This window comes from Micromonospora echinofusca (assembly GCF_017614955.1).
GTDB lineage: Bacteria > Actinomycetota > Actinomycetes > Mycobacteriales > Micromonosporaceae > Micromonospora > Micromonospora echinofusca_A.
In genome coordinates, this window is record NZ_WVUH01000010.1 from 20,045 (window position 1) to 45,528 (window position 25,484).

Annotated in this window: 23 protein-coding genes; 19 read left to right on the plus strand and 4 right to left on the minus strand. The window is 72.1% G+C overall.

What is annotated here, in order from left to right:
- Window positions 1–73: 73 nt before the first annotated feature.
- Window positions 74–637: an adenine phosphoribosyltransferase gene (locus tag GSF22_RS02860; RefSeq protein WP_208811136.1), complete on the plus strand. Its 564-nt coding sequence runs from the start codon at window positions 74–76 to the stop codon at window positions 635–637.
- A 198-nt stretch (window positions 638–835) separates the two neighbouring features.
- The gene (locus tag GSF22_RS02865; protein ID WP_208811137.1) at window positions 836–3,277 is read left to right on the plus strand and encodes a RelA/SpoT family protein; all 2,442 of its coding nucleotides are present in this window, start codon (window positions 836–838) and stop codon (window positions 3,275–3,277) included.
- 77 nt (window positions 3,278–3,354) lie between these two features.
- Here the strand turns inward: GSF22_RS02865 and GSF22_RS02870 are convergent, their stop codons facing one another.
- On the minus strand, window positions 3,355–4,188 hold the full coding sequence (locus GSF22_RS02870; RefSeq protein WP_208811138.1) for a peptidylprolyl isomerase: 834 nt from the start codon (window positions 4,186–4,188) through the stop codon (window positions 3,355–3,357).
- Between the two features lie 43 nt (window positions 4,189–4,231).
- Entirely contained in the window at window positions 4,232–5,098 is an 867-nt protein-coding gene (locus GSF22_RS02875; protein ID WP_208811139.1) for a peptidylprolyl isomerase, read from the minus strand.
- A 259-nt stretch (window positions 5,099–5,357) separates the two neighbouring features.
- On the opposite strand from GSF22_RS02875, the gene GSF22_RS02880 reads away from it, so the two are divergent.
- The 15 genes from GSF22_RS02880 to GSF22_RS02950 all read left to right on the plus strand — a co-directional run bounded on the left by GSF22_RS02880 (window position 5,358) and on the right by GSF22_RS02950 (window position 21,965).
- Window positions 5,358–6,077: an MBL fold metallo-hydrolase gene (locus tag GSF22_RS02880; RefSeq protein WP_208811155.1), complete on the plus strand. Its 720-nt coding sequence runs from the start codon at window positions 5,358–5,360 to the stop codon at window positions 6,075–6,077.
- A 40-nt stretch (window positions 6,078–6,117) separates the two neighbouring features.
- Window positions 6,118–7,446 (plus strand): histidine--tRNA ligase, encoded by a 1,329-nt coding sequence (hisS, locus tag GSF22_RS02885; RefSeq protein ID WP_208811140.1) that lies wholly within the window; start codon window positions 6,118–6,120, stop codon window positions 7,444–7,446.
- Window positions 7,447–7,797: 351 nt separating this feature from the next.
- On the plus strand, window positions 7,798–8,982 hold the full coding sequence (locus GSF22_RS02890; RefSeq protein WP_208811141.1) for a sensor histidine kinase: 1,185 nt from the start codon (window positions 7,798–7,800) through the stop codon (window positions 8,980–8,982).
- On the plus strand, window positions 8,970–9,602 hold the full coding sequence (locus GSF22_RS02895; RefSeq protein WP_307803685.1) for a response regulator: 633 nt from the start codon (window positions 8,970–8,972) through the stop codon (window positions 9,600–9,602). The genes GSF22_RS02890 and GSF22_RS02895 overlap by 13 nt, the downstream gene beginning before the upstream one ends.
- A gap of 335 nt (window positions 9,603–9,937) precedes the next feature.
- The gene (locus GSF22_RS02900; protein ID WP_208811157.1) at window positions 9,938–11,260 is read left to right on the plus strand and encodes an aspartate aminotransferase family protein; all 1,323 of its coding nucleotides are present in this window, start codon (window positions 9,938–9,940) and stop codon (window positions 11,258–11,260) included.
- Between the two features lie 26 nt (window positions 11,261–11,286).
- The gene (locus GSF22_RS02905; protein ID WP_208811158.1) at window positions 11,287–12,330 is read left to right on the plus strand and encodes an NAD-dependent epimerase/dehydratase family protein; all 1,044 of its coding nucleotides are present in this window, start codon (window positions 11,287–11,289) and stop codon (window positions 12,328–12,330) included.
- Between the two features lie 15 nt (window positions 12,331–12,345).
- Window positions 12,346–13,311, plus strand: a complete 966-nt coding sequence (locus GSF22_RS02910; RefSeq protein WP_208811142.1) for a UbiA prenyltransferase family protein — start codon at window positions 12,346–12,348, stop codon at window positions 13,309–13,311.
- A 23-nt stretch (window positions 13,312–13,334) separates the two neighbouring features.
- Window positions 13,335–14,360, plus strand: coding sequence for a glycosyltransferase family 2 protein (locus GSF22_RS02915; RefSeq protein WP_208811143.1), 1,026 nt, complete (start codon window positions 13,335–13,337; stop codon window positions 14,358–14,360).
- Window positions 14,357–15,547 carry an endonuclease/exonuclease/phosphatase family protein gene (locus GSF22_RS02920; protein WP_208811144.1) on the plus strand — a complete coding sequence of 397 codons (1,191 nt, stop codon included), beginning with the start codon at window positions 14,357–14,359 and terminating at the stop codon, window positions 15,545–15,547. The genes GSF22_RS02915 and GSF22_RS02920 overlap by 4 nt, the downstream gene beginning before the upstream one ends.
- A complete protein-coding gene (locus GSF22_RS02925; protein ID WP_208811145.1) occupies window positions 15,544–16,611 on the plus strand; it encodes a glycosyltransferase family 2 protein in 1,068 nt (355 codons plus the stop codon). The genes GSF22_RS02920 and GSF22_RS02925 overlap by 4 nt, the downstream gene beginning before the upstream one ends.
- A gap of 5 nt (window positions 16,612–16,616) precedes the next feature.
- Window positions 16,617–17,633: a glycosyltransferase family A protein gene (locus GSF22_RS02930; protein WP_208811146.1), complete on the plus strand. Its 1,017-nt coding sequence runs from the start codon at window positions 16,617–16,619 to the stop codon at window positions 17,631–17,633.
- Window positions 17,630–18,766 (plus strand): endonuclease/exonuclease/phosphatase family protein, encoded by a 1,137-nt coding sequence (locus GSF22_RS02935; RefSeq protein WP_208811147.1) that lies wholly within the window; start codon window positions 17,630–17,632, stop codon window positions 18,764–18,766. The genes GSF22_RS02930 and GSF22_RS02935 overlap by 4 nt, the downstream gene beginning before the upstream one ends.
- Window positions 18,763–19,803 carry a lysylphosphatidylglycerol synthase domain-containing protein gene (locus GSF22_RS02940; protein WP_208811148.1) on the plus strand — a complete coding sequence of 347 codons (1,041 nt, stop codon included), beginning with the start codon at window positions 18,763–18,765 and terminating at the stop codon, window positions 19,801–19,803. Before GSF22_RS02935 ends, GSF22_RS02940 begins: the two co-directional genes overlap by 4 nt.
- Window positions 19,800–20,822 (plus strand): class I SAM-dependent methyltransferase, encoded by a 1,023-nt coding sequence (locus tag GSF22_RS02945; protein ID WP_208811149.1) that lies wholly within the window; start codon window positions 19,800–19,802, stop codon window positions 20,820–20,822. Before GSF22_RS02940 ends, GSF22_RS02945 begins: the two co-directional genes overlap by 4 nt.
- Window positions 20,823–20,999: 177 nt before the next feature.
- Window positions 21,000–21,965 (plus strand): acyl-ACP desaturase, encoded by a 966-nt coding sequence (locus GSF22_RS02950; protein ID WP_208811150.1) that lies wholly within the window; start codon window positions 21,000–21,002, stop codon window positions 21,963–21,965.
- A gap of 142 nt (window positions 21,966–22,107) precedes the next feature.
- Here the strand turns inward: GSF22_RS02950 and GSF22_RS02955 are convergent, their stop codons facing one another.
- Window positions 22,108–22,623 carry a PaaI family thioesterase gene (locus GSF22_RS02955; protein ID WP_208811151.1) on the minus strand — a complete coding sequence of 172 codons (516 nt, stop codon included), beginning with the start codon at window positions 22,621–22,623 and terminating at the stop codon, window positions 22,108–22,110.
- A 54-nt stretch (window positions 22,624–22,677) separates the two neighbouring features.
- On the opposite strand from GSF22_RS02955, the gene GSF22_RS02960 reads away from it, so the two are divergent.
- Window positions 22,678–23,154 (plus strand): winged helix-turn-helix transcriptional regulator, encoded by a 477-nt coding sequence (locus tag GSF22_RS02960; protein ID WP_208811152.1) that lies wholly within the window; start codon window positions 22,678–22,680, stop codon window positions 23,152–23,154.
- A gap of 23 nt (window positions 23,155–23,177) precedes the next feature.
- On the opposite strand, the gene GSF22_RS02965 is transcribed toward GSF22_RS02960, so the two are convergent.
- Window positions 23,178–24,008, minus strand: a complete 831-nt coding sequence (locus GSF22_RS02965; RefSeq protein WP_208811153.1) for an SGNH/GDSL hydrolase family protein — start codon at window positions 24,006–24,008, stop codon at window positions 23,178–23,180.
- Window positions 24,009–24,386: 378 nt separating this feature from the next.
- Here GSF22_RS02965 and GSF22_RS02970 point away from each other — a divergent pair, with 378 nt between their 5' ends.
- Window positions 24,387–25,436: a S1 family peptidase gene (locus tag GSF22_RS02970; RefSeq protein WP_208811154.1), complete on the plus strand. Its 1,050-nt coding sequence runs from the start codon at window positions 24,387–24,389 to the stop codon at window positions 25,434–25,436.
- The last annotated feature ends 48 nt before the right edge of the window (window positions 25,437–25,484 follow it).

The following is a 25,484-nucleotide window of genomic DNA, read 5'->3' on the forward strand; positions in this document are numbered from 1 at the left end:
CCGGCGGTCGGGCGTCCTTCATGCTGTGCGAGCAGCGTGGAGGACGCCTCGTCGTTCGTGGAGAGGGAAGAACGTGACGCAGACGGACATCGGGGCCCGGGGGGACAGCGGGCCGGAGACGGCACGACTGGTGGCGAGCCGGGTGCTGGACGTACCGGACTTCCCCAAACCGGGCGTGGTGTTCAAGGACCTGATGCCGCTCTTCGCCGACGGCGCGGTGTTCCGCGAGGTCGTCGACGGGATCATCGCCCACCACGGGCGGGAGTCGTTCGACACCGTGGTCGGCATCGAGGCGCGCGGGTTCGTGATCGCCGCCGCCATCGCGTACGCCACCGGGGTCGGCGTGGTACCGGTCCGCAAGGCCGGCAAGCTGCCCCGGGCCGCGTACTCCGCGTCGTACGCGCTGGAGTACGGCGAGGCCACCCTGGAGGTGCACCAGGACGCGTTCACCGCCGGTCACCGGGTACTGGTGGTGGACGACGTGCTCGCCACCGGCGGGACCGCCGAGGCGACCATGGACCTGGTGGAGCGGGCCGGAGGCACGGTGTCCGGTTTCACGGTGCTGATGGAGCTGGGTTTCCTGGGTGGTCGGGAACGGCTCGCCCCGCGTCCGGTACACGCGTTGCTGACTGTCTGATCCGCGCCGGTCGGGCCGGCCGGTCGCGCCGTCCGGGGGAACGGCGGCCGGTGTGCGGTGGGGGTAGCATTGCCCTTTGCTGACCGGGTGGGAGGCATCCGCCGGGCAGCGTGCAGGACCACACCGGCCGGTACCGGCCGGTGTGGGAGTCAGACCGGCCGGCGCGGCCGGTCAATCCGGCGAGCGGTGAGGAGGCCGGTGTCCCACGACGTCGTCCCTCCGGTGGAGGACACGGTGCACCCGACAGGCGAGGCTGACAGCTCTCCGGCGGACCGGACCGGTGTCCCGCCGGTGACCGGCCCGGTGACCGAGCCGGTCCAGACCGCGACCATCGCCGACGGCGACGTGCCCGTTGCGGCCACCACGTCCGGTTTCGGCCTGGCCAGTGCCCCGACCGGGCGACGGGTGCGGGCCCGGTTGGCCCGGTTCAACGCCCCCTGGCAGACGTCGCAGGTCAGTGAGGTGCTCGAACCGCTGATCTCGACGCACCGGGAGAACCACCCCAAGGCGGATGCCCGGCTGCTCCAGCGCGCCTTCGACCTGGCCGCCCGCTGGCACTCGGGGCAGTACCGCAAGTCCGGTGACCCCTACATCACCCACCCGCTGGCGGTGGCGACCATCCTGGCCAACCTGGGCATGGACACCACCACCCTGGTCGCGGCGCTGCTGCACGACACGATCGAGGACACCGACTACACCCTCGACCAGATGCGGGCGGACTTCGGTGGCGAGGTCACCCTCCTGGTCGACGGGGTCACCAAGCTCGACAAGGTCAAGCTGGGGGACGCGGCGAAGGCCGAGACCATCCGGAAGATGGTCGTGGCGATGGCCAAGGACCCCCGGGTGCTGGTGATCAAGCTCGCCGACCGGTTGCACAACATGCGGACCCTGACCTTCCTGCCCCGACCGAAGCAGGAGCAGAAGGCCAAGGAGACCCTGGAGATCCTCGCCCCGCTGGCCCACCGGCTGGGTATGAACACCATCAAGTGGGAGCTGGAGGATCTGGCCTTCGGCACGCTGTTCCCCAAGCGGTACGAGGAGATCAACCGGCTGATCGGGGAGCACCAGCCGCAGCGCGAGGCGCTGCTGAAGCAGGTGACGCAGAAGGTCCAGGTCGACCTGAAGGCCGCGAAGATCAAGGCGGAGGTCACCGGGCGGCCCAAGCACCTCTACTCGATCTACCAGAAGATGATCGTGCGCGGGCGGGACTTCAACGACATCTACGACCTGGTCGGGGTGCGGATCCTGGTCGACACGGTGCGGGACTGCTACGCGGCGCTGGGGGTGATCCACGCCAACTGGCAGCCGGTGCCGGGCCGGTTCAAGGACTACATCGCGATGCCCAAGTTCAACATGTACCAGTCCCTGCACACCACCGTGATCGGGCCGACCGGCAAGCCGGTGGAGATGCAGATCCGGACGTACGCGATGCACCGCACCGCCGAGTTCGGTATCGCCGCGCACTGGAAGTACAAGGAGCAGAAGGGCACCCAGATCGTCGGTCCGCCGGCGCACATCGACGAGATGACCTGGCTGCGGCAGCTGCTGGACTGGCAGCGGGAGGCCGCCGACCCGAGCGAGTTCCTGGACGCGCTGCGCTTCGACCTGTCCAGCCAGGAGGTGTACGTCTTCACCCCGAAGGGTGACGTCATCCCGCTGCCGACCGGTTCGACCCCGGTGGACTTCGCCTACGCGGTGCACACCGAGGTGGGGCACAAGTGCATCGGGGCCCGGGTCAACGGCAAGCTGGTGCCGCTGGAGTCGACCCTGTCCAACGGCGACGTCATCGAGATCTTCACCTCGAAGTCGGACACCGCCGGCCCGACGCAGGACTGGCTCGGGTTCGTCAAGAGCCCCCGGGCGCGGACGAAGATCCGGCAGTACTTCAACAAGGAGCGCCGCGAGGAGGCGATCGAGGCCGGTAAGGACTCGATCGTCAAGGCCATGCGCAAGCAGGGCATGCCGTTGCAGCGGATGCTCACCCCGGACGCGCTGATGGCGATCGCCCGGGACCTGCACCTGGTCGACGTGGCGTCGCTCTACGCGGCGGTGGGGGACAGCCAGGTCTCCGCCCAGTCGGTGGTGCAGAAGCTGATGGCCACCTACGGCGGCGAGGAGGGGGCGGTCGAGGACATCGCGGAGACCGCGGTGGCCACCCGTCCGCCCCGGAGCCGGGCCAGCAGCCAGGACCCCGGCGTGGTGGTACGCGGGGTGAGCGACGTCTGGATCAAGTTGGCCCGCTGCTGCACCCCGGTACCCCCCGACGCGGTCTTCGGCTTCGTCACCCGTTCCGGCGGGGTCAGCGTGCACCGGGACGACTGTGCCAACGCCGAGGACCTCAAGGTCCAGCAGGAGCGGATCGTCGAGGTGACGTGGAAGCTCACCAGCGCGTCGACGTTCCTGGTGGCGATCCAGGTCGAGGCGCTGGACCGGCACAAGCTGCTCGCCGACGTCACCCGGGTACTCTCCGACGAGCGGGTCAACATCCTCTCCGCCACCGTCACCACCACCCGGGACCGGGTGGCGGTCAGCCGGTTCAGCTTCGAGATGGCCGACCCGAAGCACCTGGGGCACCTGCTCGCCGCGGTCCGTAAGGTCGACGGGGTCTTCGACGCGTACCGGGTCACCTCGGGCGCCTGACCGCGAGCCGCACGACGTGCAAAGGGAAGGGGCCCGCCGGCACTGCCGGCGGGCCCCTTCGACGTCTACCCGGAGGGTCAGCCCTGGATCTCGCTCATGGTGAGCGACTTGATCAGGACCTCGGTCTTCGGGTGCCCGTCGCCCTCCTGGTTCGAGTTGTCGCTGCCGGCCGCGCCGACCTTCTTGACCAGGTCCATCCCGCTGGTGATCGTGCCGAGCACGGTGTAGCTCGGGTCGAGCTGCGCGTCACCGTAGACGATGAAGAACTGGCTGCCGGTGCTCGCCGGCTCCTGGGTCTTGGCCATCGCGATGACGCCCTCGGGGTACGCCGGGCGCTTGTCGGTGGGGAGGTTCTCCTCGGCGAAGCGGTAGGTCGGCCCGCCGGTGCCGTCGGTCTCCCGGTAGCCCTTGCCGGTGGCGCTCGGGTCGCCGCACTGGAGGACCTTCAGCCCGCCGGTGGTGAGCCGGTGGCACTTGGTGTTGTCGAAGAACTTCTTGCTGGCCAGGTGGGTGAAGCTGGCGGCGGTGCAGGGGGTGTCCGCCAGGTTGACCTTGGCGGTGATCGGCCCCAGGTTGGTGTCGATCGTCATGGTCTGGGTGCCCGAGGTCTTCGCCTGGACCGGGGGCAGACCCACGTCCTTGACCTGCTTGGTCCGCGCCTCGGCCGGCACCTCGTTCCACGCGCACAGGACGGAACCGTTGTTGCTGGCGGTGGTGTCGCTCGGCTTGTCGTCGTCGCCGAGGCTGCTGACCAGCCAGACCGTACCGGCGATGACCAGCAGCAGCGCGGCCCCGGCGGCAACTGCGGCCTGGGTCTGGCGGCGCTTGCGGGCCCGGGCGGCCCGCTCGGCCATCTCCTTCTCGAGCCGGGCCCGCGCCGCCGCGCGCTGCCGTTCTCTGGTGGACGTCACGGTCACTCCTTCTGGCTGTCTGTGCGGTGCGGTCTGGTACCGGTCAGCTGGCCGCGCTCGGGCTGGCTGCCGGGGCGCCGGTCGTGGCCGCCGGGGCCGGTGCGCTGCCCGGCTCGCCCACGGTGAGGCTCTGGATCACCACGTCGGTCTGCGGCTTGACCTTTGCGCCACTGCCATTGTCCACCGTCGGTAGCGCCCCGATCTTCTCCACCACGTCCAGGCCGCCGGTGACCTTGCCGACGATCGGGTACGCCGGCTGCGTCGCCCGGTGGTCCTTGAAGAAGATCAGGAACTGGCTGCCGTTGGCGCCCGGCGGGCTGCTGATCATCGCGACCGTGCCCTTCGGGTACGCCACCGGCGCGTCCGCCGCCGGGCTGGCCGGTGCACTCGGCGTGTTCTCGCTGAAGAAGGTGTACGTCGGGCCGCCCAGCCCGGTACCGCTGGGGTCACCGCAGCGCAGCGCGCCCTCGGCGGTGATCTCGTGGCACTTCGTGTTGTCGTAGAAGGATCGGCCGGCGAGGTGGGCCAGGCTGGCCCCGGCGCACGGGGCGGCGGCCAGGTCCAGCTCGACGGTGACCGGCGCACCCTGGTTGGTGGTGATCGTCATCGGCCGGGTCCCGCTGGTCGGCAGGCCGGTGGTGGCCGGGGTGCCGACGTCGGAGAGGTGGCTGTTGGCCGAGGCGTCCTGGGGGGTCCAGGCGCACTGGTCCTGGGCGGTGTCCTGCTTCGGCTCGGGGTCGAAGCCGCCGAGTGCCCAGACCGAGCCGAGCACGATCAGCACCAGGGCGAGCGTGGCGCCGATGCCGGCCTGGATCCGTCGCCGACGGCGCGTGGCGGCGGCCCGCCGGGCCATCTGCCGGTCGAGCTTGGCCCGTGCCAGTTTGCGCTGCCGGTCCCTGCTGGAAGCCACCGTGCGCTCCCCTTCCTCTAACCTGGTCGTCGTGGCGGACGGGCATGCTGCGCCGTCGGGCGTCAAGTGCGCCACGCCACACGCCCGCCAGAGTGTACGGCTATCCGCTGTGAATGTGTTGTACCAGGTGGGTTCTGCGTTTATTGGTGCCTGTCGTTGTGATCGGACATCGCCCCGCCGGCCCGGTCCGTGCGGGAATCGGATGGCCCGGCCGGTTAGGCTGCCGGTGGGCCCAGAACCGGACGGAAAGGGGAGCAGCGTGCTCGTGGCCGGGTTTCCCGCGGACGCCTTCGGCACCAACTGCTATGTCGTGGCCACCGGGCCGGGGGAGCAGTGTGTCGTGGTCGACCCCGGTATCGGCGTCCTCGACCGCCTCGACGACCTGATCGCCGAGCACCGGCTGCATCCGGCCGCGGTGCTGCTCACCCACGGTCATCTGGACCACACCTTCTCGGTCGCGCCGGTCTGCGGCGCCCGGGGCATCACCGCCTACGTGCATCCCGGTGACCGGGAGATGCTGGCCGACCCGACCAAGGCGCTCTCCAGCGACCTGACCGAGCTCTTCGGCGGCCGGCTGCGGTACACGGCCCCCGAGGACGTCGCGGAGCTGACCGACGGCGCGACGCTCGCCCTGGCCGGATTGGAGATCACCGTCGACCATGCCCCCGGCCATACCGGCGGGTCGGTGCTGTTCCGCCTGCCCGGCGAGGGGTCACCGTGGGAGGCCGACCAGGTCTGCCTCTCCGGGGACGTCCTGTTCGCCGGCTCGATCGGGCGTACCGACCTGCCGGGCGGCAGCATGCCGGCGATGTGGACCAGCCTGCGGGAGAAGATCCTCCCCCTCGCCGACGACACCGTCGTGCTGCCCGGCCACGGACCGCTGACCACCATCGGCCGCGAGCGCACCCGCAACCCGTTCCTCATCGAGGCGGCGGGCAACGGCGGCGCGCGCCCGGCCGCTCCCCACCGAGGCCTCTAGACCGCACCCGCACGGGACGTGCGGGGATTCGAGGAGAGTCATGAGCAAGCCCACGCCCATCTCCGGTTTCCCGGAGTGGACGCCGCCGCAGCGGATGATCGAGCAGTACGTCCTCGGCCGGATCCGCGACACCTTCGAGCTGTACGGCTTCGCGCCGCTGGAGACCCGCGCGGTCGAGCCGCTGGACCAGTTGCTGCGCAAGGGGGAGACCTCCAAGGAGGTCTACGTGCTGCGCCGGCTCCAGGAGGACCCGGGTGGTCCGGCCGGTGACGACGCGCTCGGCCTGCACTTCGACCTGACCGTGCCGTTCGCCCGGTACGTGCTGGAGAACGCCGGCAAGCTCCAGTTCCCGTTCCGGCGCTACCAGATCCAGAAGGTCTGGCGCGGGGAGCGCCCGCAGGAGGGGCGCTACCGGGAGTTCGTCCAGGCGGACATCGACATCGTCGACCGGGACACCCTGCCGGCGCACTACGAGGCGGAGATGCCCCTGGTGATCGGCGACGCGCTGCGGGCGCTGCCGATCCCACCGGTCCGCATCCAGGTGAACAACCGCAAGATCTGTGAGGGCTTCTACCGGGGGGTGGGCCTGGCCGACCCGGAGGCCGTGTTGCGGGCGGTCGACAAGCTCGACAAGATCGGTCCGGAGAAGGTCGCCGCGCTGCTGGCGGAGACCGCCGGGGCGAGCGAGGCGCAGGCCAAGGCGTGCCTGGCGCTGGCCGAGATCTCCGCGCCGGACACCTCCTTCGCCGACGCGGTCCGCGCGCTCGGGGTCACCGACCCGCTGCTGGACGAAGGGCTCGACGAACTGGTCCGGGTGGTGGAGACCGCCGCCGCGCACAGCCCGGGGCTCTGCGTGGCCGACCTGCGCATCGCCCGGGGCCTGGACTACTACACCGGTACGGTCTACGAGACCCAGCTGCTCGGCTACGAGCGGTTCGGTTCGGTCTGCTCCGGTGGCCGGTACGACAACCTGGCCAGCGCGGGTACCACCCGTTTCCCCGGGGTGGGGATCTCGATCGGGGTGACCCGGCTGCTCGGGCTGCTCTTCGGCGCCGACGCGCTGTCGGTGTCGCGCAGCGTGCCGACCTGTGTGCTGGTGGCCCTCCCGACGGAGGAGCAGCGGCCGGCGTGCAACCGGATCGCCGACGCGCTGCGCCGACGCGGCATCGCCTGCGAGGTGTCCCCGTCGGCGGCGAAGTTCGGCAAGCAGATCCGGTACGCCGAGCGGCGTGGCATCCCGTACGTCTGGTTCCCGGGTGCCGACGGCAACCCGGACGAGGTGAAGGACATCCGCTCGGGGGAGCAGGCGGTGGCCGAGCCGGAGCACTGGGCGCCGCCGGCCGACGATCTGCGCCCGGTCGTCTCCTGAGTCCCTGCGGACGCACCGCCGCTGACGGTCGCTGACCGGGCCGACCCCGCATCGGGGTCGGCCCGGCCCGCGTACCGGTGGCGGTCGGTCGCGTGCCGGTGGCGGTCGTCCGTTCGTGCACAGGTCGGCCCGGCCCCGGCCCGCGCACGGTACGCCCCGCGCTCGGCTGACCTGCGCTATCCTGGATCCCGGGAAATGTCGTCCACTTCGTGGACAGTTACCCGTCCGTACGTCAACCGGCGGAGCGGTCGGTGCTCGGCGACGCACGGTGTGCGTTCGGCGACCGAACGGCGTTGACGAATCCCTTGTTCAGCGATGATCGTCGTTGGCTCCGCTGACAGAATATCTGCCGTGCTACTGCCCGATCGCGCTGCGTTGTGCGGTTCCGATCCCTCCGGCGCGGACCAGGCCAACCGGTTCATCATGGTGCTGCTGGCGTTGCAGCGGGTGGCCTACCTGTTCCCCGCCGGGGTGAGCGCGGCCAACGGCACCCACCGCAGTCCCACCCTCCACCTGCTGCTGCTCTTCACGGCGGTGGCCTGGAACGTCGCGCTGTTCCGCAGCGCGCTGCGCCGGGGCTGGTTCTCGTCCCTGCCGGTCTACCTGGACGTCCTCTTCTCCGTCGTGCTGCTGGTGGTGGTCGACGGGCACCTGGCCGGGGAGGTCCGTCAGGTCGTCCCGACCTGGGTGGACTGCGCCGCCGAGGCCGCCGCCGCGCTCGCCGCGGCGGTCATCGCCCCGCCCCTGTTCGCCGTCACCGTGGTCCTCGCGCTGATCGGGACCCAGGTCGCGGTGACCGTCGCGGAGAACTCCGGCGGTGGCACGCTGATCCCGGAACTGGTGTACGCGACCAACGGGATCGCCGGATTCGCGGTGGTCGCCGGCGTCGGGATCCGCTACCTGCGCTGCCAGGGCCGGATGCTCGACCGGATCAACCTGCAACGGTCGGTCGCCGAGGCGGAACGGGCCGCCGACCAGGCCCGGTACGCGACCCGGGTGGCCCACCACCGCTTCCTGCACGACACCGTGCTGACCACGTTGACCCTGATCGCCCGGGGTGGCGTCGACCACCGGGCGGAACAGGTACGGCAGCGCTGCGCCCGGGACGCCGAGTACATCCGGGGCCTGCTCACCGACCCGGTGGACACCACCCCCGGCACGGTCACCGAGGCCCTCGGCCAGGTGGTCAACGACGTCTCCCCGCTCGGCCTGCGGGTGCGGTACCGCAGCGAACTGGCCCCGCCCGACGTGCCGCCGCACGTGGTCGAGGCGTTCCGGGACGCGACCCGGGAGGCGTTGAACAACGTCGTCAAGCACGCCGGGGTCGACGAGGCATGGCTGACCGTGACCGGCGTCGACGACGTGCTGCGGGTGACCGTCGTGGACCGGGGACGGGGGTTCGACCCGGACGGGGTACGACCGGGCTTCGGGTTCCGCAACAGCGTGGTGGAGCGGGTCGCCGAGGTCGGCGGCCGGGTCCGGGTCTCCAGCGAACCCGGTGCGGGCACCTGCGTGGAACTGTCGTGGCCGAGGTGATCCGGGTCGCCGCCGTCGACGACGACCGGATGCTCCTCGACGGGCTCGCCACCTGGGTGCGGTCGGTACCGGACCTGCGGCTGGTGGCCACCGCCGCGACCGTGGACGAGCTGCTGCGCGACCTGGCCGGACCGGTCGACGTGGTGCTGCTCGACCTCGTGCTGCGCGACCGCAGCGCGGCGGCCGAGAACGTGGGCCGGCTGGTGTCGGCCGGGCACCGGGTGCTGGTGCTCAGCGTCTGGGCCCGACCCGACCAGGTGGTGGCCACCTTCGAGGCGGGGGCCAGCGGCTACGTCACCAAGGACCACGACCTGGCCGCCCTGGCGGCGGCGGTCCGCGAGGTGTACGCCGAACGCCCGGTCTTCTCCACCGAACTCGCCTTCGCCTGCCTGGGGGACACCCGGCCGGTACGACCGCAGCTCTCCCCCCGGGAACGGGCGGTGCTGCTCGCGTACGCCTCCGGGATGACGCTCAAGGCGGCGGCCCGGCACCTGGGCATCAAACCGGAGACGGCGCGGACCTACCTGGACCGGGTCAAGGTCAAGTACCACGACCTGGGTCGGCCGAGCCGGACCAAGCTCGAACTGGCCGAGCGGGTCCGCGAAGACCAGCTGCGGTGAGGAAGGGCCCCTTCCTATCGCTTTCGGTATAGGAAGGGGCCCTTCCTCACACCTGTCCCGAAGCTGTCCCCCCGATGGGGGACACCGTGAGGGGACGACTGCCCCCACAAGCAGTGACATGACCCGATCGAGATTGATCGTTAGGTTTTGGGGCGCAGTTGCTTCGAGCGTAATCGATGTCGAGCACTCCGTGACTCCGTCGTACGCCCGGGCGTCACCCCGAGGAAAGGCGTTCCATGCCCCCGTTGATCAGTCTGGACCAGGCCGGGCAGCTCACCACCAAACAGGTGCACGACCTCTACCGGGACCACGTGAGCCGGAGCCAGGTGTCCCTGATGACCACCTTCGGCTTCGGCCGGGAACTGGTCGAGCACGCCGAGGGGGTGTGGATCCACCTGCGCGACGGCCGGCGGGTACTCGACTTCTCCGGTGGGGTGGGCGTGCTCAACCACGGCCACAACCACCCGCGCATCCTCGCCGCCCGGCAGCGGTTCACCGCCGAGCGCCGGATGGAGGTGCACAAGGCGTTCTTCTCCCCGTACCTGGCCGCGCTGAGCCACAACGTGGCGGCGCTGCTCCCCGGCGACCTGTCCGTGTCGTACTTCCCCAACTCCGGCGCCGAGGCCAACGAGGGCGCCATCAAGATGGCGTACAAGTACCACGGCGGCAAACGGAACACGATCCTGCGCGCCGACATCAGCTTCCACGGCAAGACCCTCGGCGCGGGCAGCCTCACCGGCTCCTCGGAGAACGCGTTCCGCTTCCCCGGCCTGCCCGGGATCAGCGTCTACCCGTACGGCGACCTGGCCGCGCTCTGCGCCACGGTGGAGGCCGCGCGCACCCCGGACGGTGGCTGCGACGTGTACGCCATCCTGGTCGAACCGTTCAGCGCGTCCACCATGCGCCACTGGTCGGGTGAGGACCTGCTCGCCCTGCAACGCTTCTGCCGGGAGCGGGAGATCATCGTCATCTTCGACGAGATCTACACCGGCTGGGGCAAGACCGGCAGCCTGTTCTACTTCATGCGGCACGAGGGGCTGCTCCCCGACATCCTCACCTACTCCAAGTCGCTCGGCGGCGGCAAGGCGTCCATCTCCGGGTACACCGCCCGGGACGCGGTGTTCCGCCGCGCCTACGACCGGCTCACCGACGTCATCCTGCACAGCACCACCTACTATGGCTTCGGCGAGGAGACCGCCACCGCGATCGAGGCGGTCAACGTGGTGGCCGAAGAGGACTTCCCGGCCCGGGCCCGCGCCCTCGGCGAGCTGCTCGACACCGGCCTGCACCGGATCGCCAAGGCCCACCCGGACGTGGTCGACCGGGTGTCCGGCACCGGCGCGCTGTGGGGCGTCTTCCTGGACAGCGGACCGGGCATCCTGGATCTCGCCGGCAAGCTGATGCCCGGGTTCTCCCACGACCCGCAGTTCCGTACCAAGCTCATCGCGCTCGCGGTGATCGCCCACCTGTTCCGTGAGCACCAGATCATGACGTACTACAGTCCCAACGCCGACAACCCGCTCATGGTGGCCCCGAGCCTGGTCGCCACGCCCGACGACGTCGAGCGCTTCCTGACCGCCCTGGACGCCACCCTGGCGAAGGGGCTGCCCCGGCTGCTGGCGTCGTTCGTCAAGGAACGGGTGACCTCGCGGTGGTAGCCGACGACGCGGTGGACGAGAAGGCGATGGACGACCGGACGGTCGTGGTCACCGGCGCGGCCGGCATGCTCGGCTCGCACCTGGTCCGCCGGCTGCTCGACGACGGCCACCGGGTGCACGGCGTCGACCTGCAACCCGCCGCGCACCGGCACCCGATGCTGACCCACCGTCAGGGGGACATCCGCGACGCCGACCTGCTGGCCGGGGTCTTCGCCGACGCGGCGGCGGTCGTGCACTGCGCCTCGGCGCTGCCCAGCTACCCGGCCGAACTGATCCGGTCGATCATCGTGGACGGCACGGCGGCGGTGCTCGGCGCGGCCCGCCGGGCCCGGGTACCCCGACTGGTGCACATCTCCAGCACCGCGGTCTACGGGCTACCCAAGGTGGTACCCACCACCGAGGACCATCCCCACGAACCGGTCGACCCGTACACCCGGGCCAAGGCCGACGCCGAGGTGCTGGTGGAGAAGTTCCGTGCGGACGGCATGTGCATCCCCGTCCTGCGCCCCAAGACGTTCCTCGGACCGGGCCGGATGGGCCTCTTCGCGATGCTCTTCGAGTGGGCCGAGGAGGGGCGCAACTTCCCGGTCCTCGGCCGGGGCGACGTCCGGGTGCAGATGTTCGCCATCGAGGACCTGGTCGACGCGGTCTGCACGGTGCTGACCGCACCGGACGACGTCGCCGGGGACACCTACAACCTCGGCGCCGCCGAGTTCGGCACCCTGCGCGAGGATTTCCAGGCCGTCCTCGACGCGGCCGGACACGGCAGACGGGTCGTCGGCCTACCGGCCGGCCCGGCGCTGGCCGCGTTGCGCGCGCTGGAACGCAGCGGGCTCTCCCCGGTGTACGGGCGACTGCTGTACAAGCTGCGCGCCGACTCGTACGTCAGCATCGACAAGGCCCGCCGGCAGTTGGGGTTCCAGCCCCGGTTGTCCAACCGGCAGGCGATCCTCAACACCTACGACTGGTGGCGGACGCAACGCGGCGTCGCCACGCCGGCCGGCGACGGTCGGACCAGCCGCGAACCGTGGCGGCAGGGGGCCCTCTCCCTCGCGAAGATCTTCTTCTAGCCGCCGGAGGTCCGCATGCCCGCCGTCGACTCCCTACCCGTGGCCGGCGCTCCGGCCGTCGCACCCGTCCCCGCGACCCGTCCCCGGTTGCTGCGCGACCTGATCCAGCTGTCCCGCCCCACCCACTGGGTCAAGAGCCTGCTGGTCGTCCCCGTCCCGCTGCTGGAGACCCCGGTGTGGACGGTGGACATCCTGGTCCGGCTGGGCTGGGCCGTCGGGGTGTTCGTCCTCGCCTCGTCCGCCGTCTACGTCGGCAACGACCTCGCCGACCGGCAGCGGGACCGCAACCACCCGGTCAAACGGCACCGACCGATCGCCGCCGGCCGGGTACCGGTCCCGCTGGCCTGGCTCTACTGCGCGTTGCTGCTCGGCGCGCTGGCCTGGCTGCTGCTGACCGGGCCACCCGGGCACGCCGGACCGGTCCTGGGCTACCTGGTACTCAACGTCGCGTACAGCCGGGGACTGAAACACGTACCGCTGGTGGAGGCCGGTGCCGTCGCGCTCGGCTTCGTGCTGCGCGTCGCGCAGGGCTACCTGGCCACCGGGGGCGCGGTCTCCGGCTGGCTGCTGGTGACCGTCTTCGCCGGCTGCCTGCTGCTGGTGATCGGCAAACGCCGGCAGGAACTGCTGGACAGTGGACCCGCCCACCGGCCTGCGCTGCGCGGGTACACCGTGGAACTCGCCGGCCACCTGGTGCAGCTCACCAGCGTCCTGGCGGTCACCGCCGGACTGGTCTACCTGCGGACCGAGGCTCCGCTGGCCGGCTACGGGGAGGCCGCGATGCTGCTGTCCACCCCGATCGTGCTCTACCTGACCTCCCGGTACCTGCAACTCGCGCTGGTCGGCCGGGCCGCCGGTGACCCGGTCCGGCTCCTGCTGCGCGACCGCGCGGTACTCGTCACCGGGCTGCTCTGGGGGGTGCTCCTGGCCGGTCTGCTCGCCGCCGCGCGGATCCCGGCGCTCACCGCCCTGCTGCCCTGAACCACCCGTTCCGAAGGAGATCCGTGACCACGCCCGCCCCGCTGGTGTCCGTCATCGTGCCCAACTACAACCACGCGTCCTCCCTGCCCCTGACCATCCCCGCCCTGCACGCCCAGACGTACGCGCCGATGGAGATCGTCTTCGTCGACGACCACAGCACCGACGACTCGGTGGCGGTGGCCCGCGCGCTCGGCGTCGAGGTGCGCTCCACCCCGCGCAACGCCGGCCCCTCGGTGGCCCGCAACATCGGTGCCGAGGCGGCCCGGGGTGAGATCCTGCTCTTCCTCGACTCCGACGTGGAACTGCCGCCGGACACCGTCGCCCGGGCGGTGCAACTGCTGGCCGACGATCCGGCCGCCGGGGCGATCTGCGGCAGCCTCGACGACGTCCCGCTGGCCCGGGACAGCCTGGTCCAGGAGTGCCGGTGCCTCCAGGCGCACTACTGGCGGATCAGCTCCCTCGGCGACGTCAGTTTCCTGTTCACCGCGATCTGCGCGATGCCCGCCCGGGTCTTCGCCGAACTCGGCCCGTTCCACGAGGGACTGCGGCAGACCGAGGAGGTGGAGTACGGCGAGCGGCTCTCCGCCCGGTACCCGATCCGGCTGACCGACGCGATCCACGGCCGGCACCGCGACGACCACCTGCTCTGGCCGTTGCTGCGCAAGGTCTTCCACCGGTGCCGGCTGCGGATGCCGCTCTACGCCCGGCGGCGACGGGCCGCCAAGGGGTTCGAGACCGCCGCCCGGATGTGGGGCAGCGTGTTCGCCCTGCTGGCCACCCTGACCCTGCCGTTGCCCGCGCTGACCGGCCCGGTCGGCGCGCTGCTGCCGGCGGCGCTCGCGGTCGGCTTCGTGGCCAGCGACGCCGGCATGTACCGGTTCGTGCTGCGGCGCCGGCCCCGGTTGCTGCCCGCCTTCCTCGCCGTGCAGTGGCTGCTCAACCTGGCCATCGTCGCCGGTGCCGTCGCCGGTGCGGTGCAGTGGTTCTGCTCGCGCCCGTTCCGCCACCTCTACGAGAACGGTCCGCAGCCGACCCGGGTACCGGCATGACCCGACCGACCCCGCTGGCCCCGGACCGGGACGCACCCGACGGACGGGCCGCCGGTCCGTCGGCCGCCCCCGGTGCGCCGGCCGGCACCGGCCCGGTACCCCGCCCGCGCTGGTGCCCGGCCACCCGGCTGGTGCTCACCGTCGCGGTCGGCTGGCTGCTCCTCGTCGTCGGGCACCGGGTGTTCACCGGCCGGTGGTGGTTCTGGCTGCTGCCGGACCTGGCGCCCCCGCTGGCGTACGCGGTGGTGCCGCTGCTGGTGGCCGCCGCCGTACCGGCGGCGCGGCTGCTGCGCCGGCCGCTGCCCGCCCGGCCCCGGGCCGTGGTCCTCGCCGCCACGGCCGGGGCGTTCGCCCTCGGCCTGCCGCACGCCGGGCTGCACCCGGCGGCACTGGCCGGCGGCGACCCGCCACCGGTACCCGCCGGTGCGCTGCGGGTCCTGGTCTGGAACACCGGCTACTGGGACCAGGCCGACGAGCCGGACCGGTTCCTGCGGTTCCTGGTCGACCAGCGGGCCGACCTGTACCTGCTCCAGGAGTACCTGCACTGGGACACCACCGCCGGCCTCGCCGGGGCCCGTCCGGTCGACGCGGTCGACCGGCTCCGGGCGGCGTTCCCCGGCTTCACCGTCGTCGCCCGGGGCGAACTGCTCACCGTGTCCCGGTTCCCGGTGCTCGCCCGTCCTCCGGTCGGCCCGGACGCGGCGCTGCCCGCCGATGCCGACTTCGGGCAGGTCTTCACCGCCGCCAAGGTGCTCCGCACCGACCTGCGGATCGGGGACCGGGTGCTCTCGGCGTACAACGTGCACCTGCCCGTGCAGGTCAACCTCGCCCCGCACCGGTTCCTGGACTTCGTCGCCGAACGGGACCGGGCCCGCCGTACCCAGTTGCGGGCGCTGACCGCCGACCTGGCCGGCAACCCGTACCCGGTGCTGGTGGGCGGTGACCTGAACACCACCCCCGCGATGGGGGACCTGCGCGGTCTGCGGGACCGGCTGCGGGACGCCGCCGACGCCGGTACCGACCTGCACCCGGTCACCTGGCCGGCGGGTCCACTGCCGGCCTGGCGGCTGGACTGGGCGCTCGTCTCCCCGACGGTGCGGGTGCACCGGTACGCGCTGGACAGCCCACGCGGTCTCTCCGACCACCGGACCCAGACCGTCCTGCTCTCGCTCCCGGAGGAGCCATGACGAACCTGCCCACCGTGTCGGTGGTCGTCCCGGTCTACAACGCGGCGAAGACCCTCCGGCTCTGCCTGACCTCGGCGTACGCGCAGACCCACCCGCCGCTGGAGGTGATCGTGGTCGACGACGGCAGCACCGACGGCTCGCCGGCCGTCGCCGCCGACTGCGGGGCCACCGTGCTCGTCCAACCGGTCAACCGGGGGCCCTCCGCCGCCCGGAACGCCGGGGTGGCGGCCAGCCGGGGCGAGGTGGTCTTCTTCCTCGACTCCGACGTGGCCCTCGCCGCCGACGCCGTCGAGGCGGCACTGCGCGACCTCGCCGCCGACCCCGACTGCGGCTGCGTGTACGGGGTGTACCACCCCGACCCGCTGATCGACGACGGTCCGGTCGAGCGGTACCGGGTGCTGCACATCCACTCCGCGCTGACCCGTGCGGTCGGACCGGTCGACTCCGCCGTGTTCGCCCTCGCCGCCGTCCCCCGGGCGGTCCTCGACGAACTCGGCCCGTTCGACGAGAACCTGCGCAGCGCCGAGGACGACGAGTACAGCGAACGGCTGCTGGTCCGGCACCGGATCCGGCTGAGTGGCGCGGTACGCGGCTGGCACGACGAGGCGGACCGGCTGCGACCGCTGCTCGGCGAGCAGTACCGGCGGGCCCAGCTGATGCCGTACTCGCTGCGCAACCGGTACCGGCGGCAGGGCCTGGTGCTCAACCCCACCCTCGGGGTGCTCGCCGCCGCGCTGACCGTGGCCGGCCTGCCGGCGGCGCTGCTGGCCGCCACGCCGGTACCGCCGTCGCCGGCGTGGTGGCCGGCCCTGCTCCCGGTGCTCGGCCTCACGCTCTTCGTCGGGGCGAACCTGCCCCTGGCGCGGTTGCTGCGCCGCACCGGCGGGTGGCGGTTCCTCGGCGTCGCCGTCGCCATGCACCTGCTGGTCAACCTGGCCATGATCGCCGGCGCGGCGGTGGGTCTGCTCCGCGCCCTGCGGGACCCGTCGTTCGGCCCGTCCACCCGCACCCGTAACCGCCCGCCGGCCACCGTCCGGCCGGCCGACTCGCTCGAAGGTTGGTGAACCCCGTGGCCCACCCGCCGCTGGTCTCCGTGATCGTGCCCAACTACAACTACGCCACCGTGCTCCGGCTCTGCCTGCGTGCCCTGACCGAGCAGACCCACCCGGCGCTGGAGGTGATCGTGGTCGACGACTGCAGTACCGACGACTCGGTCGCGGTGGCCCGGTCGTTCCCGGACGTGACGGTGCTCCGTACGCCGACCAACAGCGGACCCTCGACGGCCCGCAACATCGGTGCCGAGGCGGCCCGGGGCGAGATCCTGATGTTCGTCGACTCGGACGTGGCGCTGGCCCCCGACGCGGTCGCCACCGCCCTGGCGGTGCTCGACTCCGACCCGCGCATCGGGGCGGTCTGCGGCAACTACGACACCGTGCCACTGGTCCGGGACAGCCTGGTCAAGGACTACCGCAACCTGTACCGGCACTGGTATTTCAAGATCGCCGAGGGCAGCATCACCGGCTTCCTCTCCACCGCGATCCTGGCCATCCCGGCCCGGATCTGGGCCGAGGTCGGGCCGTGGAACCCCCGGCTGGACCAGAGCGAGGGCGCCGACGTCGGGGAGCGGCTCACCGACCGGTACGAGGTGCGGATGACCTCGTCGGTGATCGGCCGCCACGACGACGACGCCAACCTGCGCATCGCCGTCTACAAGGTGTTCACCCGCACCCGGGTGCACATCCCGTTCTTCCTCAACCGGCGGCGGGTGGTCGGCGTGGTCACCTCCGCCGAGTCGGGCACCGGGCTGGCGTCCTGGCTGGCCGCCGCGACCGCCCCGCTGCCGCTGCTGTTCGGTGCCGCCTGGGCGGTGCTGCCGGCCCTGCTGCTGCTGGTCTGGCTGGCCTCCGACGGCCGGATGTACCGGTACGTGTGGCGGATCCGGGGACTGCCGTACACGGCCTTCTTCGCGGCCATGCACCTGCTGGTCAACCTGACCATCGGGGTCGGGGTCGCCGCCGGACTGGTGCAGTGGGCCTGCTCGCGGCGGTTCCGGCGGCTCTACGACCAGGAGGCGGTCACCGCATGAGCCCGGCCGACACCGCCCCGGTCCACGCGCCCCCGGCCGGTCCCGACGCCGCACCGGTTCCCGCGCCGTCGGCGGCCCCCGCGCCGCCGCGTCGTCGTCGGCTCCGGACCGCCCGGCTGCTGCCGTACGCCGCCGGTGCCTGGCTCGCCTTCGTGGTGACGCACCGGTTGGTCAGCGGTCGCTGGTGGCTGTGGCTGGCCCCGGACCTGACCCCACCGCTGGCCTTCCTGGCCGTACCGGTGCTGCTGCTCGCGCTGGCCCCGCTGGCCGGCGCGGCACGCGGCCGGGTCGCGCTGCTCGCCGCCGGAGGGCTGCTGCTCGGCGCCGGCCTGTCCGGACTCAACCCGGGCGTGCTGCGCCCGGTGTCACCGGCACCGCCGGACGCGCTGCGGGTGGTCTCCTGGAACACCGGCGTGTGGAACCACACCGACGACCCGGACCGGTTCTACGCCGCGATCACCGCCCGGCCCGCCGACGTCTACCTGCTCCAGGAGTACAAGCCGCACGACGACCCGGCGGTCCGCGACGCCGACCTGGCCCGGCTGCGGCGGGAGTTTCCCGGCTACCAGCTCGCCGCCCGGGGGGAGCTGGTGACCCTGAGCCGGTTCCCGATCGTCGGGGTGACCGCCCTGCCGGCCGACCCGCCCGCCGACGCCGACTGGTACACCCACTACTGGGAGGTCAAGTCGCTCCGCACCGACCTGCGGATCGGCGCGCGGACCGTGTCGGTGTACAACACCCACCTGCTGATCCCGCTCGACCTCAGCAGCCCGCTGGGGGAGACCTTCTACGACCGGCGGCACCTGTTCTTCCACCGCCGGCAGGACCAGTACCGGGGGCTGCTGGCCGACCTGGACCGCAACCGGCTGCCGGTACTGCTCGCCGGTGACCTGAACACCAGCCCGGCCATGGCCGACCTGGCCGGGCTCACCGGGCGGCTCACCGACGTCGGCCGGGCCAGCGGATCGCTGTACCCGACGTCGTGGAGCATCGCGGGGCTCCCCTGGTGGCGGGTGGACTGGTCGTTCGTCTCCGCCGACTGGACCGCGCACCGCTACCGGCTGCACGACATGGCGGGCATGTCCGACCACCGGTTGCAGGAGATGACCCTCTCCCTGGGCGGTACCCGGTGACCGCCGGACCGACCGCCGGACCGACCGCCGGACCGACCGCCGGTACGTCCCGGCGGCCCGGCCGGGCCCGGCTCTGGCCGGTGGTGAAACTGCTCGGGTACGCCGCCGTGCTGGCCTTCCTCGGCTGGCAGGTCTGGCGGGTCCGGCACGGCATGGCGGAGAGCCTGCGGACCGTCGGCTGGTCCACCGCCCTGCTCGCCGGAGTACTGGCCGCCGTCGGCGGGGTACCCGGGTTCTTCGGCTGGCGGCTGCTGCTGGCCGGCCTGGGTACCCGCCTGTCGCTGCGGGACGCCGGCTGGGTGTTCTTCCTCGGCGGACTGACCCGGTACATACCCGGTGGGGTGTGGCCGACCGTCGCGCACGCCGCGATGGCGAAACCCCTGCGTCAGCCGCCGGCCCGGCTCGCCGCCGCCTTCCTGGCCAGCCAGGGACTGGGCGTCGTCGCCGGCCTGCTTACCGGGGTCCTCGCCCTGCCCTGGCTGGTCGCCCGGGAACCCTGGTGGTGGCTGCTGCTGCCGGTGGTGGTCGCCGCCCTGGTGCCGTTGGCCGCGCCCCGCCTGCTCGCCGGCGCGCTGGCCGCCGCCGCCCGGTTGCTGCGCCGGGGCGGCACCGGGACGGCCGGCGGCGGACCCGCCGGTCCCGTCCTGCCCGACCGGCCGGTCCTGCTCCGGGTGACCGGGCTGATGCTGCTCGGCTGGGTGGTCAGCGGCCTGCACATCACGGTGCTCGCCGTCGCGCTCGGTGCCGCCCCGGGCTCGGCCCTCTGGCTCGGCGTGGGCGGCTTCGCGATCTCCGTGGTGGTCGGCATCTTCGCCGTGGTCATGCCGACCGGCCTGGGGGTCCGCGAGGTGGCGCTGGCCGTGGTGCTGGCCGGGCTGCTCGGCGGTGCCGACCTGGTCACCCTGGTCGCCCTCAGCCGGGTGCTGCTGACCGTCGGCGACATCGGTTCCACCGCCGTGATCCTCGGCCTGCTCACCACCACCGGTCGGCGCCGGACCGGCGCCACCGCCGACACTCTCGAAGGAGTCCCGTCATGACCGTCGACGACCAGCAGAGCGTACGGCTGCGCCCGCCGGCCCGGGTGTCCGGTGGCGGGGCCCGGGGCCTCACCCGGCGGCTGCGCAGTGCCCTGGCCACCGCCTCCGGTGTGGAGGTGCTCGCCACCCTGCCGTTCCTGGCCGGTCCGCTGGCCCGGCTGGAGCGCCGGCCGGTGCTGCACGGGCTGGTGCTCTCCGCCCTCGGGCTACGCCGGCCGATCTTCGTGGACTTCCCGGTGCAGCCGGAACCCCGGTTCGGGTACGGCCGCCCGGACCACCCGGAGTTGACCCGGCTGCTCGCCGCTGGGCGGGACAGGTACGTCGACCACCTGCGCGGGTTCCTGGGGTACGCCGACCGGCTGGCCGACATCCCGCTGCGCGGCGACCTGGACTCGGGGGAGCCGTACTGGGTCAACGGGTGGCTGCCGCCGCTGGACGCGCTGGCGCTCTACGGGTTCCTGGCGGCGGGCGACCCGCGCCGGTACGTCGAGATCGGCTCGGGCAACTCGACGAAGTTCGCCCGGCGGGCGGTCCGGGACCACGGGCTGCGTACCCGGATCACCTCGATCGACCCGGCGCCCCGGGCGGCGGTCGACGTGCTCTGCGACGAGGTGGTCCGCTCGCCGCTGGAACGGGCCGACCTGGCGGTCTTCGACGAGTTGGAAGCCGGGGACATCGTCTTCTTCGACGGCTCGCACCGGGCGTTCATGGGCTCGGACGTCAGCGTCTTCTTCTTCGAGGTGCTGCCCCGGCTGCGTCCCGGGGTGCTGGTCCAGATCCACGACATCATGCTGCCCCGGGACTACCCGCCGCAGTGGCGGTACCGGCACTACAACGAGCAGTACCTGCTGGCCGCCTTCCTGCTCGCCGGGCCGGGGCGTTGGCAGGTGGAACTGCCGAACGCGTACCTCGCCGACGATCCGGAGTTGAGCGCGGTCGCCGGGCCGCTCTGGCAGCGGCTCGGGCTCACCGAGCATTACCTCCCGGCCTCCTTCTGGCTGCGTACCGGCCCGGCCTGACAGGTCGGCTGGCGTACCGACCCGGCGGGCGTGCTGGCCGGGCCCGCCGGGTCGGCCCGCGTGCCACCGGGTCGGCCCGGGTACGGGCCCCCTTCGGGTGAGCGGGGCGGTCGGGACTGGCGTGAACGACGAATCCGACCTACGGTAGCGTAAGTTACGCCACCGTAGGGAGATGTTGTGTCCGTCGCCGCACCACTGAGCCAGACCGCCCTGCTCATCGAGCTGGAGCCCGTCGTCGCCCGCAACCTCGACCGGCACCTGTCGGTCGCCAAGGAATGGTTCCCGCACGAGTACGTGCCGTGGAGCGAGGGCCGTACCTTCGACGGACCGCTGGGTGGCCAGGCGTGGTCGCCGGAGGACTCGACGATCCCGGACGTGGCCCGCACGGCCCTGGTGGTCAACCTGCTCACCGAGGACAACCTGCCCTCGTACCACCACGAGATCGCGACCCTGTTCGGTCGGGACGGCGCCTGGGGGAACTGGGTGCACCGATGGACGGCGGAAGAGGGGCGGCACGGCACCGCGATCCGGGACTACCTGACCGTCGCGCGCAGCGTCGACCCGGTGGCCCTGGAGCGGGCCCGGATGACCCACATGTCCGCCGGGTACACCAACGTGCACGGCGACGAGGTGCTGCACTCCCTGGCGTACGTGTCGTTCCAGGAACTGGCCACCCGGATCTCGCACCGCAACACCGGCCGGGCCAGTGGCGACCCGACCTGTGAGGCGCTGCTGGCCCGGGTCGCCGCCGACGAGAACCTGCACATGATCTTCTACCGCAACCTGCTCGGGGCGGCTTTCGAGCTGGCGCCCAGCCAGGCGATGCGGGCGGTGACCGACGTGGTGCTCGACTTCCAGATGCCGGGCAACGGGATCGAGGGCTTCGCCCGCAAGTCGGTGGAGATCGCCCTGGCCGGCATCTACGACCTGCGGCAGCACCGTGACGAGGTGGTCGCCCCGGTGCTGCGACAGTGGGACGTGTTCAACGTGACCGGCCTGGACGCCGACGGGGAGGCGGCCCGGGAGGAACTGGCCCGGCACCTCGACAGTCTGGAGCAGGCCGCGTCCCGGTTCGAGGAGCGGCGCGAGGCCCGTCGGGCCCGGCTCGCCAGCCGTCAATCGCTGACCGCCGCCGGTCACTGACGCCCAGCCGTCGACCGCTGACCGCCGGTCACTGACGCCCAGCCGTCGACCGCTGACCGCCGGTCCCTGACGCCCAGCCGTCGACCGCTGGCCACTGACGAGCCAACCGTCGAGCGCGGTCCGACCGTCGGTCGGCCGGCGGTCAGGCCGCCGCGTCGAGCGGGAAGATCAGGCAGTTGGAGGTGGCGTGGGCGACCAGCCGGCCGGCGGCATCGGTCAGTCTCGCCTCGGCCAGCGCGGTACGCCGACCCCGGTGCAGTACCGTGCCCGTGCAGGTCAGCAGGCCGGAGTCGACGGTCACCGGGCGGAGGAACCTCACGTTCAGGTCCAGTGAGGTGTACCCGGTGCCGAGCGGCAACGTGGTGTGAACGGCGCAGGCGGCTGCGGTGTCCAGCAGGGTGGACAGCACCCCGCCGTGCACCGTGCCGAGCGGGTTGTAGTGGAACTCCTGCGGGGCCAGTTCGACGGTGACCCGTCCGTCGGCCGCCGTCATGGCGCCCATGTCGAGCAGGTGGGCGACCGGGGGTGGCGGCAGCTCACCGGCGATCATCGCGTGCAGCAGGTCGAGGCCGCCGCGCTGACCGAGCAGCGCGCGGTGGCCCGCCGGGTCCGGCCAGGCGAACGTCCGGCTCCGTACCGGATCCTGGGTCTGTGTCATGGACGCAGCCTGGCAGCAGTTGCTGCGTCTGTCAACGAGACCTAGCCTGGGGGGATGAGACCCGCAGCACTGGACTGGTCGGTGGAGAACTGCACCATCGCCCGCGCCATGGAGATCCTCGGTGAGCGGTGGACCCTGGTGGTGCTGCGGGAGGTCTTCAACGGTGTCCGGCGGTTCGACGACATGCGGGTCCGGACCGGCATTCCCCGTCAGGTCCTGACCAACCGGCTGGCCACCCTGGTCGACCGGGGGGTGCTGCGCCGTGAGCCGTACCGCGAGCCGGGGTCCCGGGTCCGGTACGAGTACCGGCTGACCGCGATGGGCATGGATCTCTGGCCGGTGCTGGTGGCGGTGCTCGGTTGGGGTGACCGGTACCTCGCCGACCCGGACGGCTCGCCGCTGGCGGTGCGGCACGCGGACTGTGGCGGCGCGGTCCGGGTGGTGCTGCGCTGCGCCGACGGCCACGACGTGACCGAGCCCCGGGAGGTCCGGCCCTCGCCGGGCCCGGGGGCGCGGCGCCGGACGGGCTGACCCGCCCGGCGCCCCGCCGGGTTTCACCAGCCGAAACCGGCGCCGTACGACACGCTCGCCAGGACCTGCTGGCCGGCCGTGTTCGGGTGGAAGTAGTCCCAGGTGGAGAGCTGGCTCAGGCTGAACGGGTAGCCGAACACCGCGTTGTTGTCGAAGGCGCAGTTCGCGCCGTACGCCGCGCACGCCTGGGCGAGCTGCGTGTTGTACTCGACGACCCGCTGCCGTACCCGGGCCCGCCGGTCCACGTCGGCCTGCGCCGTGGAGGTGGGGTTGGCCAGCATCGACTGGCAGATGCCGAAGAGCGACCACGCGGTACGGGCGCTGGAGCTGTCCTTGCCGACCGACCAGAGCCGGTGGATGTCGGGAACACTGATCAGGAACACCCGGGCGTCGGGCAGGCCCGACTTCAGGCGGTTGAGCGCGGCGTCGATGTTCGCCCGGTAGGTGGCGACCGGTGTCATCGTCGACTCCGAACCGGTGCAGGCGTCGTTGGCGCCGATCAGCATGGTGACGTACCCGACGCCCTGGCTCACCGCGCTGCCCGCCTGGCCGTACATGTCGGCGGACTTCGCGCCGGTCTTGCCGTCGTTGAAGTTGCGACCGCCGATGTTCGGGTTCACCGTGCGGATACGCAGGTAGTGACTGTTGACCGAGGAGTAGTCGCCGGTGCTGAACGACCGGGACGTGCAGTCGACGTACCAGCCGCAGGCGTTGAACCCGCGGGTGATCGAGTCGCCGAGACTGGCCATCGAGTTCGGTGGCGGCCCGGCGTCGGCGACCGCCGGTGCGGCGGCGAGGGTGACGAACGCGGTGACGGCGGCGAGCACGGTCAGCGCTCTGCGGCGGTGGGACATGGGGGCCTCCGGATCACGGGTGCCGGGACAAGACGGGGTGGACAGATCGTATAGACGCAAATAGATATAGACAACCTGCGTCACGATCGTCCGGACGGGCAGGGGGGTGTCCGGAAGGGGCCATGCCATCGGCCGTCCAGGCGATTCCGTCATCCACCACCCGGATCGCCGACCCATCAGCCGTCCGGGTGGCGGCGTCGGTGGGATATGAGGCGATCCGATGGGTTTCGTCCCGGTGAATTTCGCGGCAACCGGTCTTGCCTGGACAGTGAAACATGTGAATACTTCAGCTCAGCCCGGTCGATTCCCCCAGATCAACCGGGTTGGTCCGGGACGTGTCAACAGGACAGGTCCCCCACCCCCTTCGGGAGGCCCCGTATGCGACCCACGAGGTCATCGCTCCGCCGCGCCGTGACGATCGTTGCCGCCGGTACCCTGGTCGCCGGCTCGCTGATGAGCGCGCCCGCGCAGGCCGCGCCCGCCGCTTCGCCCGACGCCGCCGCCTCGCTGTCCGAGCGGCTCGGTGACCGCTCCGCAGGCGCGTACGCCGACGCCAGCGGCAAGATGGTCGTCACCGTCACCGACGAGGCCGCCGCCCGTCAGGTGCGGGCCGCCGGCGCGACCGCGAAGATCGTCAAGCGTGGTGCGGCCGAACTCAACCGGGCCACCTCGGTCCTGGAGAAGTCGGCCAAGATCCCCGGCACCGCGTGGTGGATCGACCCGGTCAGCAACCAGGTCGTGATGTCCGTCGACAGCACCGTCACCGGCGCCAAGCTCGACCGGGTCAAGGCCGCGGTGGAGAGCCTCGGCGGCACCGTCCGGCTGGAGTCCGAGTCCGGCGTGCTGAGCACCCGGATCTCCGGCGGGCAGGCCATCTACGCCGGTGGCGGCGGCCGCTGCTCGCTCGGCTTCAACGTGCGCAACAGCGCCGGCACCTACTACTTCCTGACCGCCGGCCACTGCACCAACATCTCGTCGAGCTGGTACTCCAACTCCGCGCAGACCAGCCTGCTCGGCACCCGGACCGGCACCAGCTTCCCGGGCAACGACTACGGCATCGTGCGGCACAGCAACTCGGCCAACGCCGCCGGCAACCTCTACCTCTACAACGGCAGCTACCGGGACATCACCGCCGCCGGTAACGCGTACGTCGGCCAGTCGGTGCAGCGCAGCGGCAGCACCACCGGGCTGCGCAGCGGCTCGGTGACCGCGCTCAACGCCACGGTCAACTACGCCGAGGGCTCGGTCTACGGCATGATCCGGACCAGCGTCTGCGCCGAGCCGGGCGACAGCGGCGGCGCGCTGGTCAGCGGAACCATCGCCCTGGGCCTGACCTCCGGTGGCAGCGGCAACTGCACCTGGGGCGGCACGACCTACTTCCAGCCGGTGACCGAGGCGCTGAGCGCCTACGGGGTCAGCATCTTCTGATCCGGGTCGTCGGTAGCACCCCTACCGTGACGGGCCGCCGGGTGATTC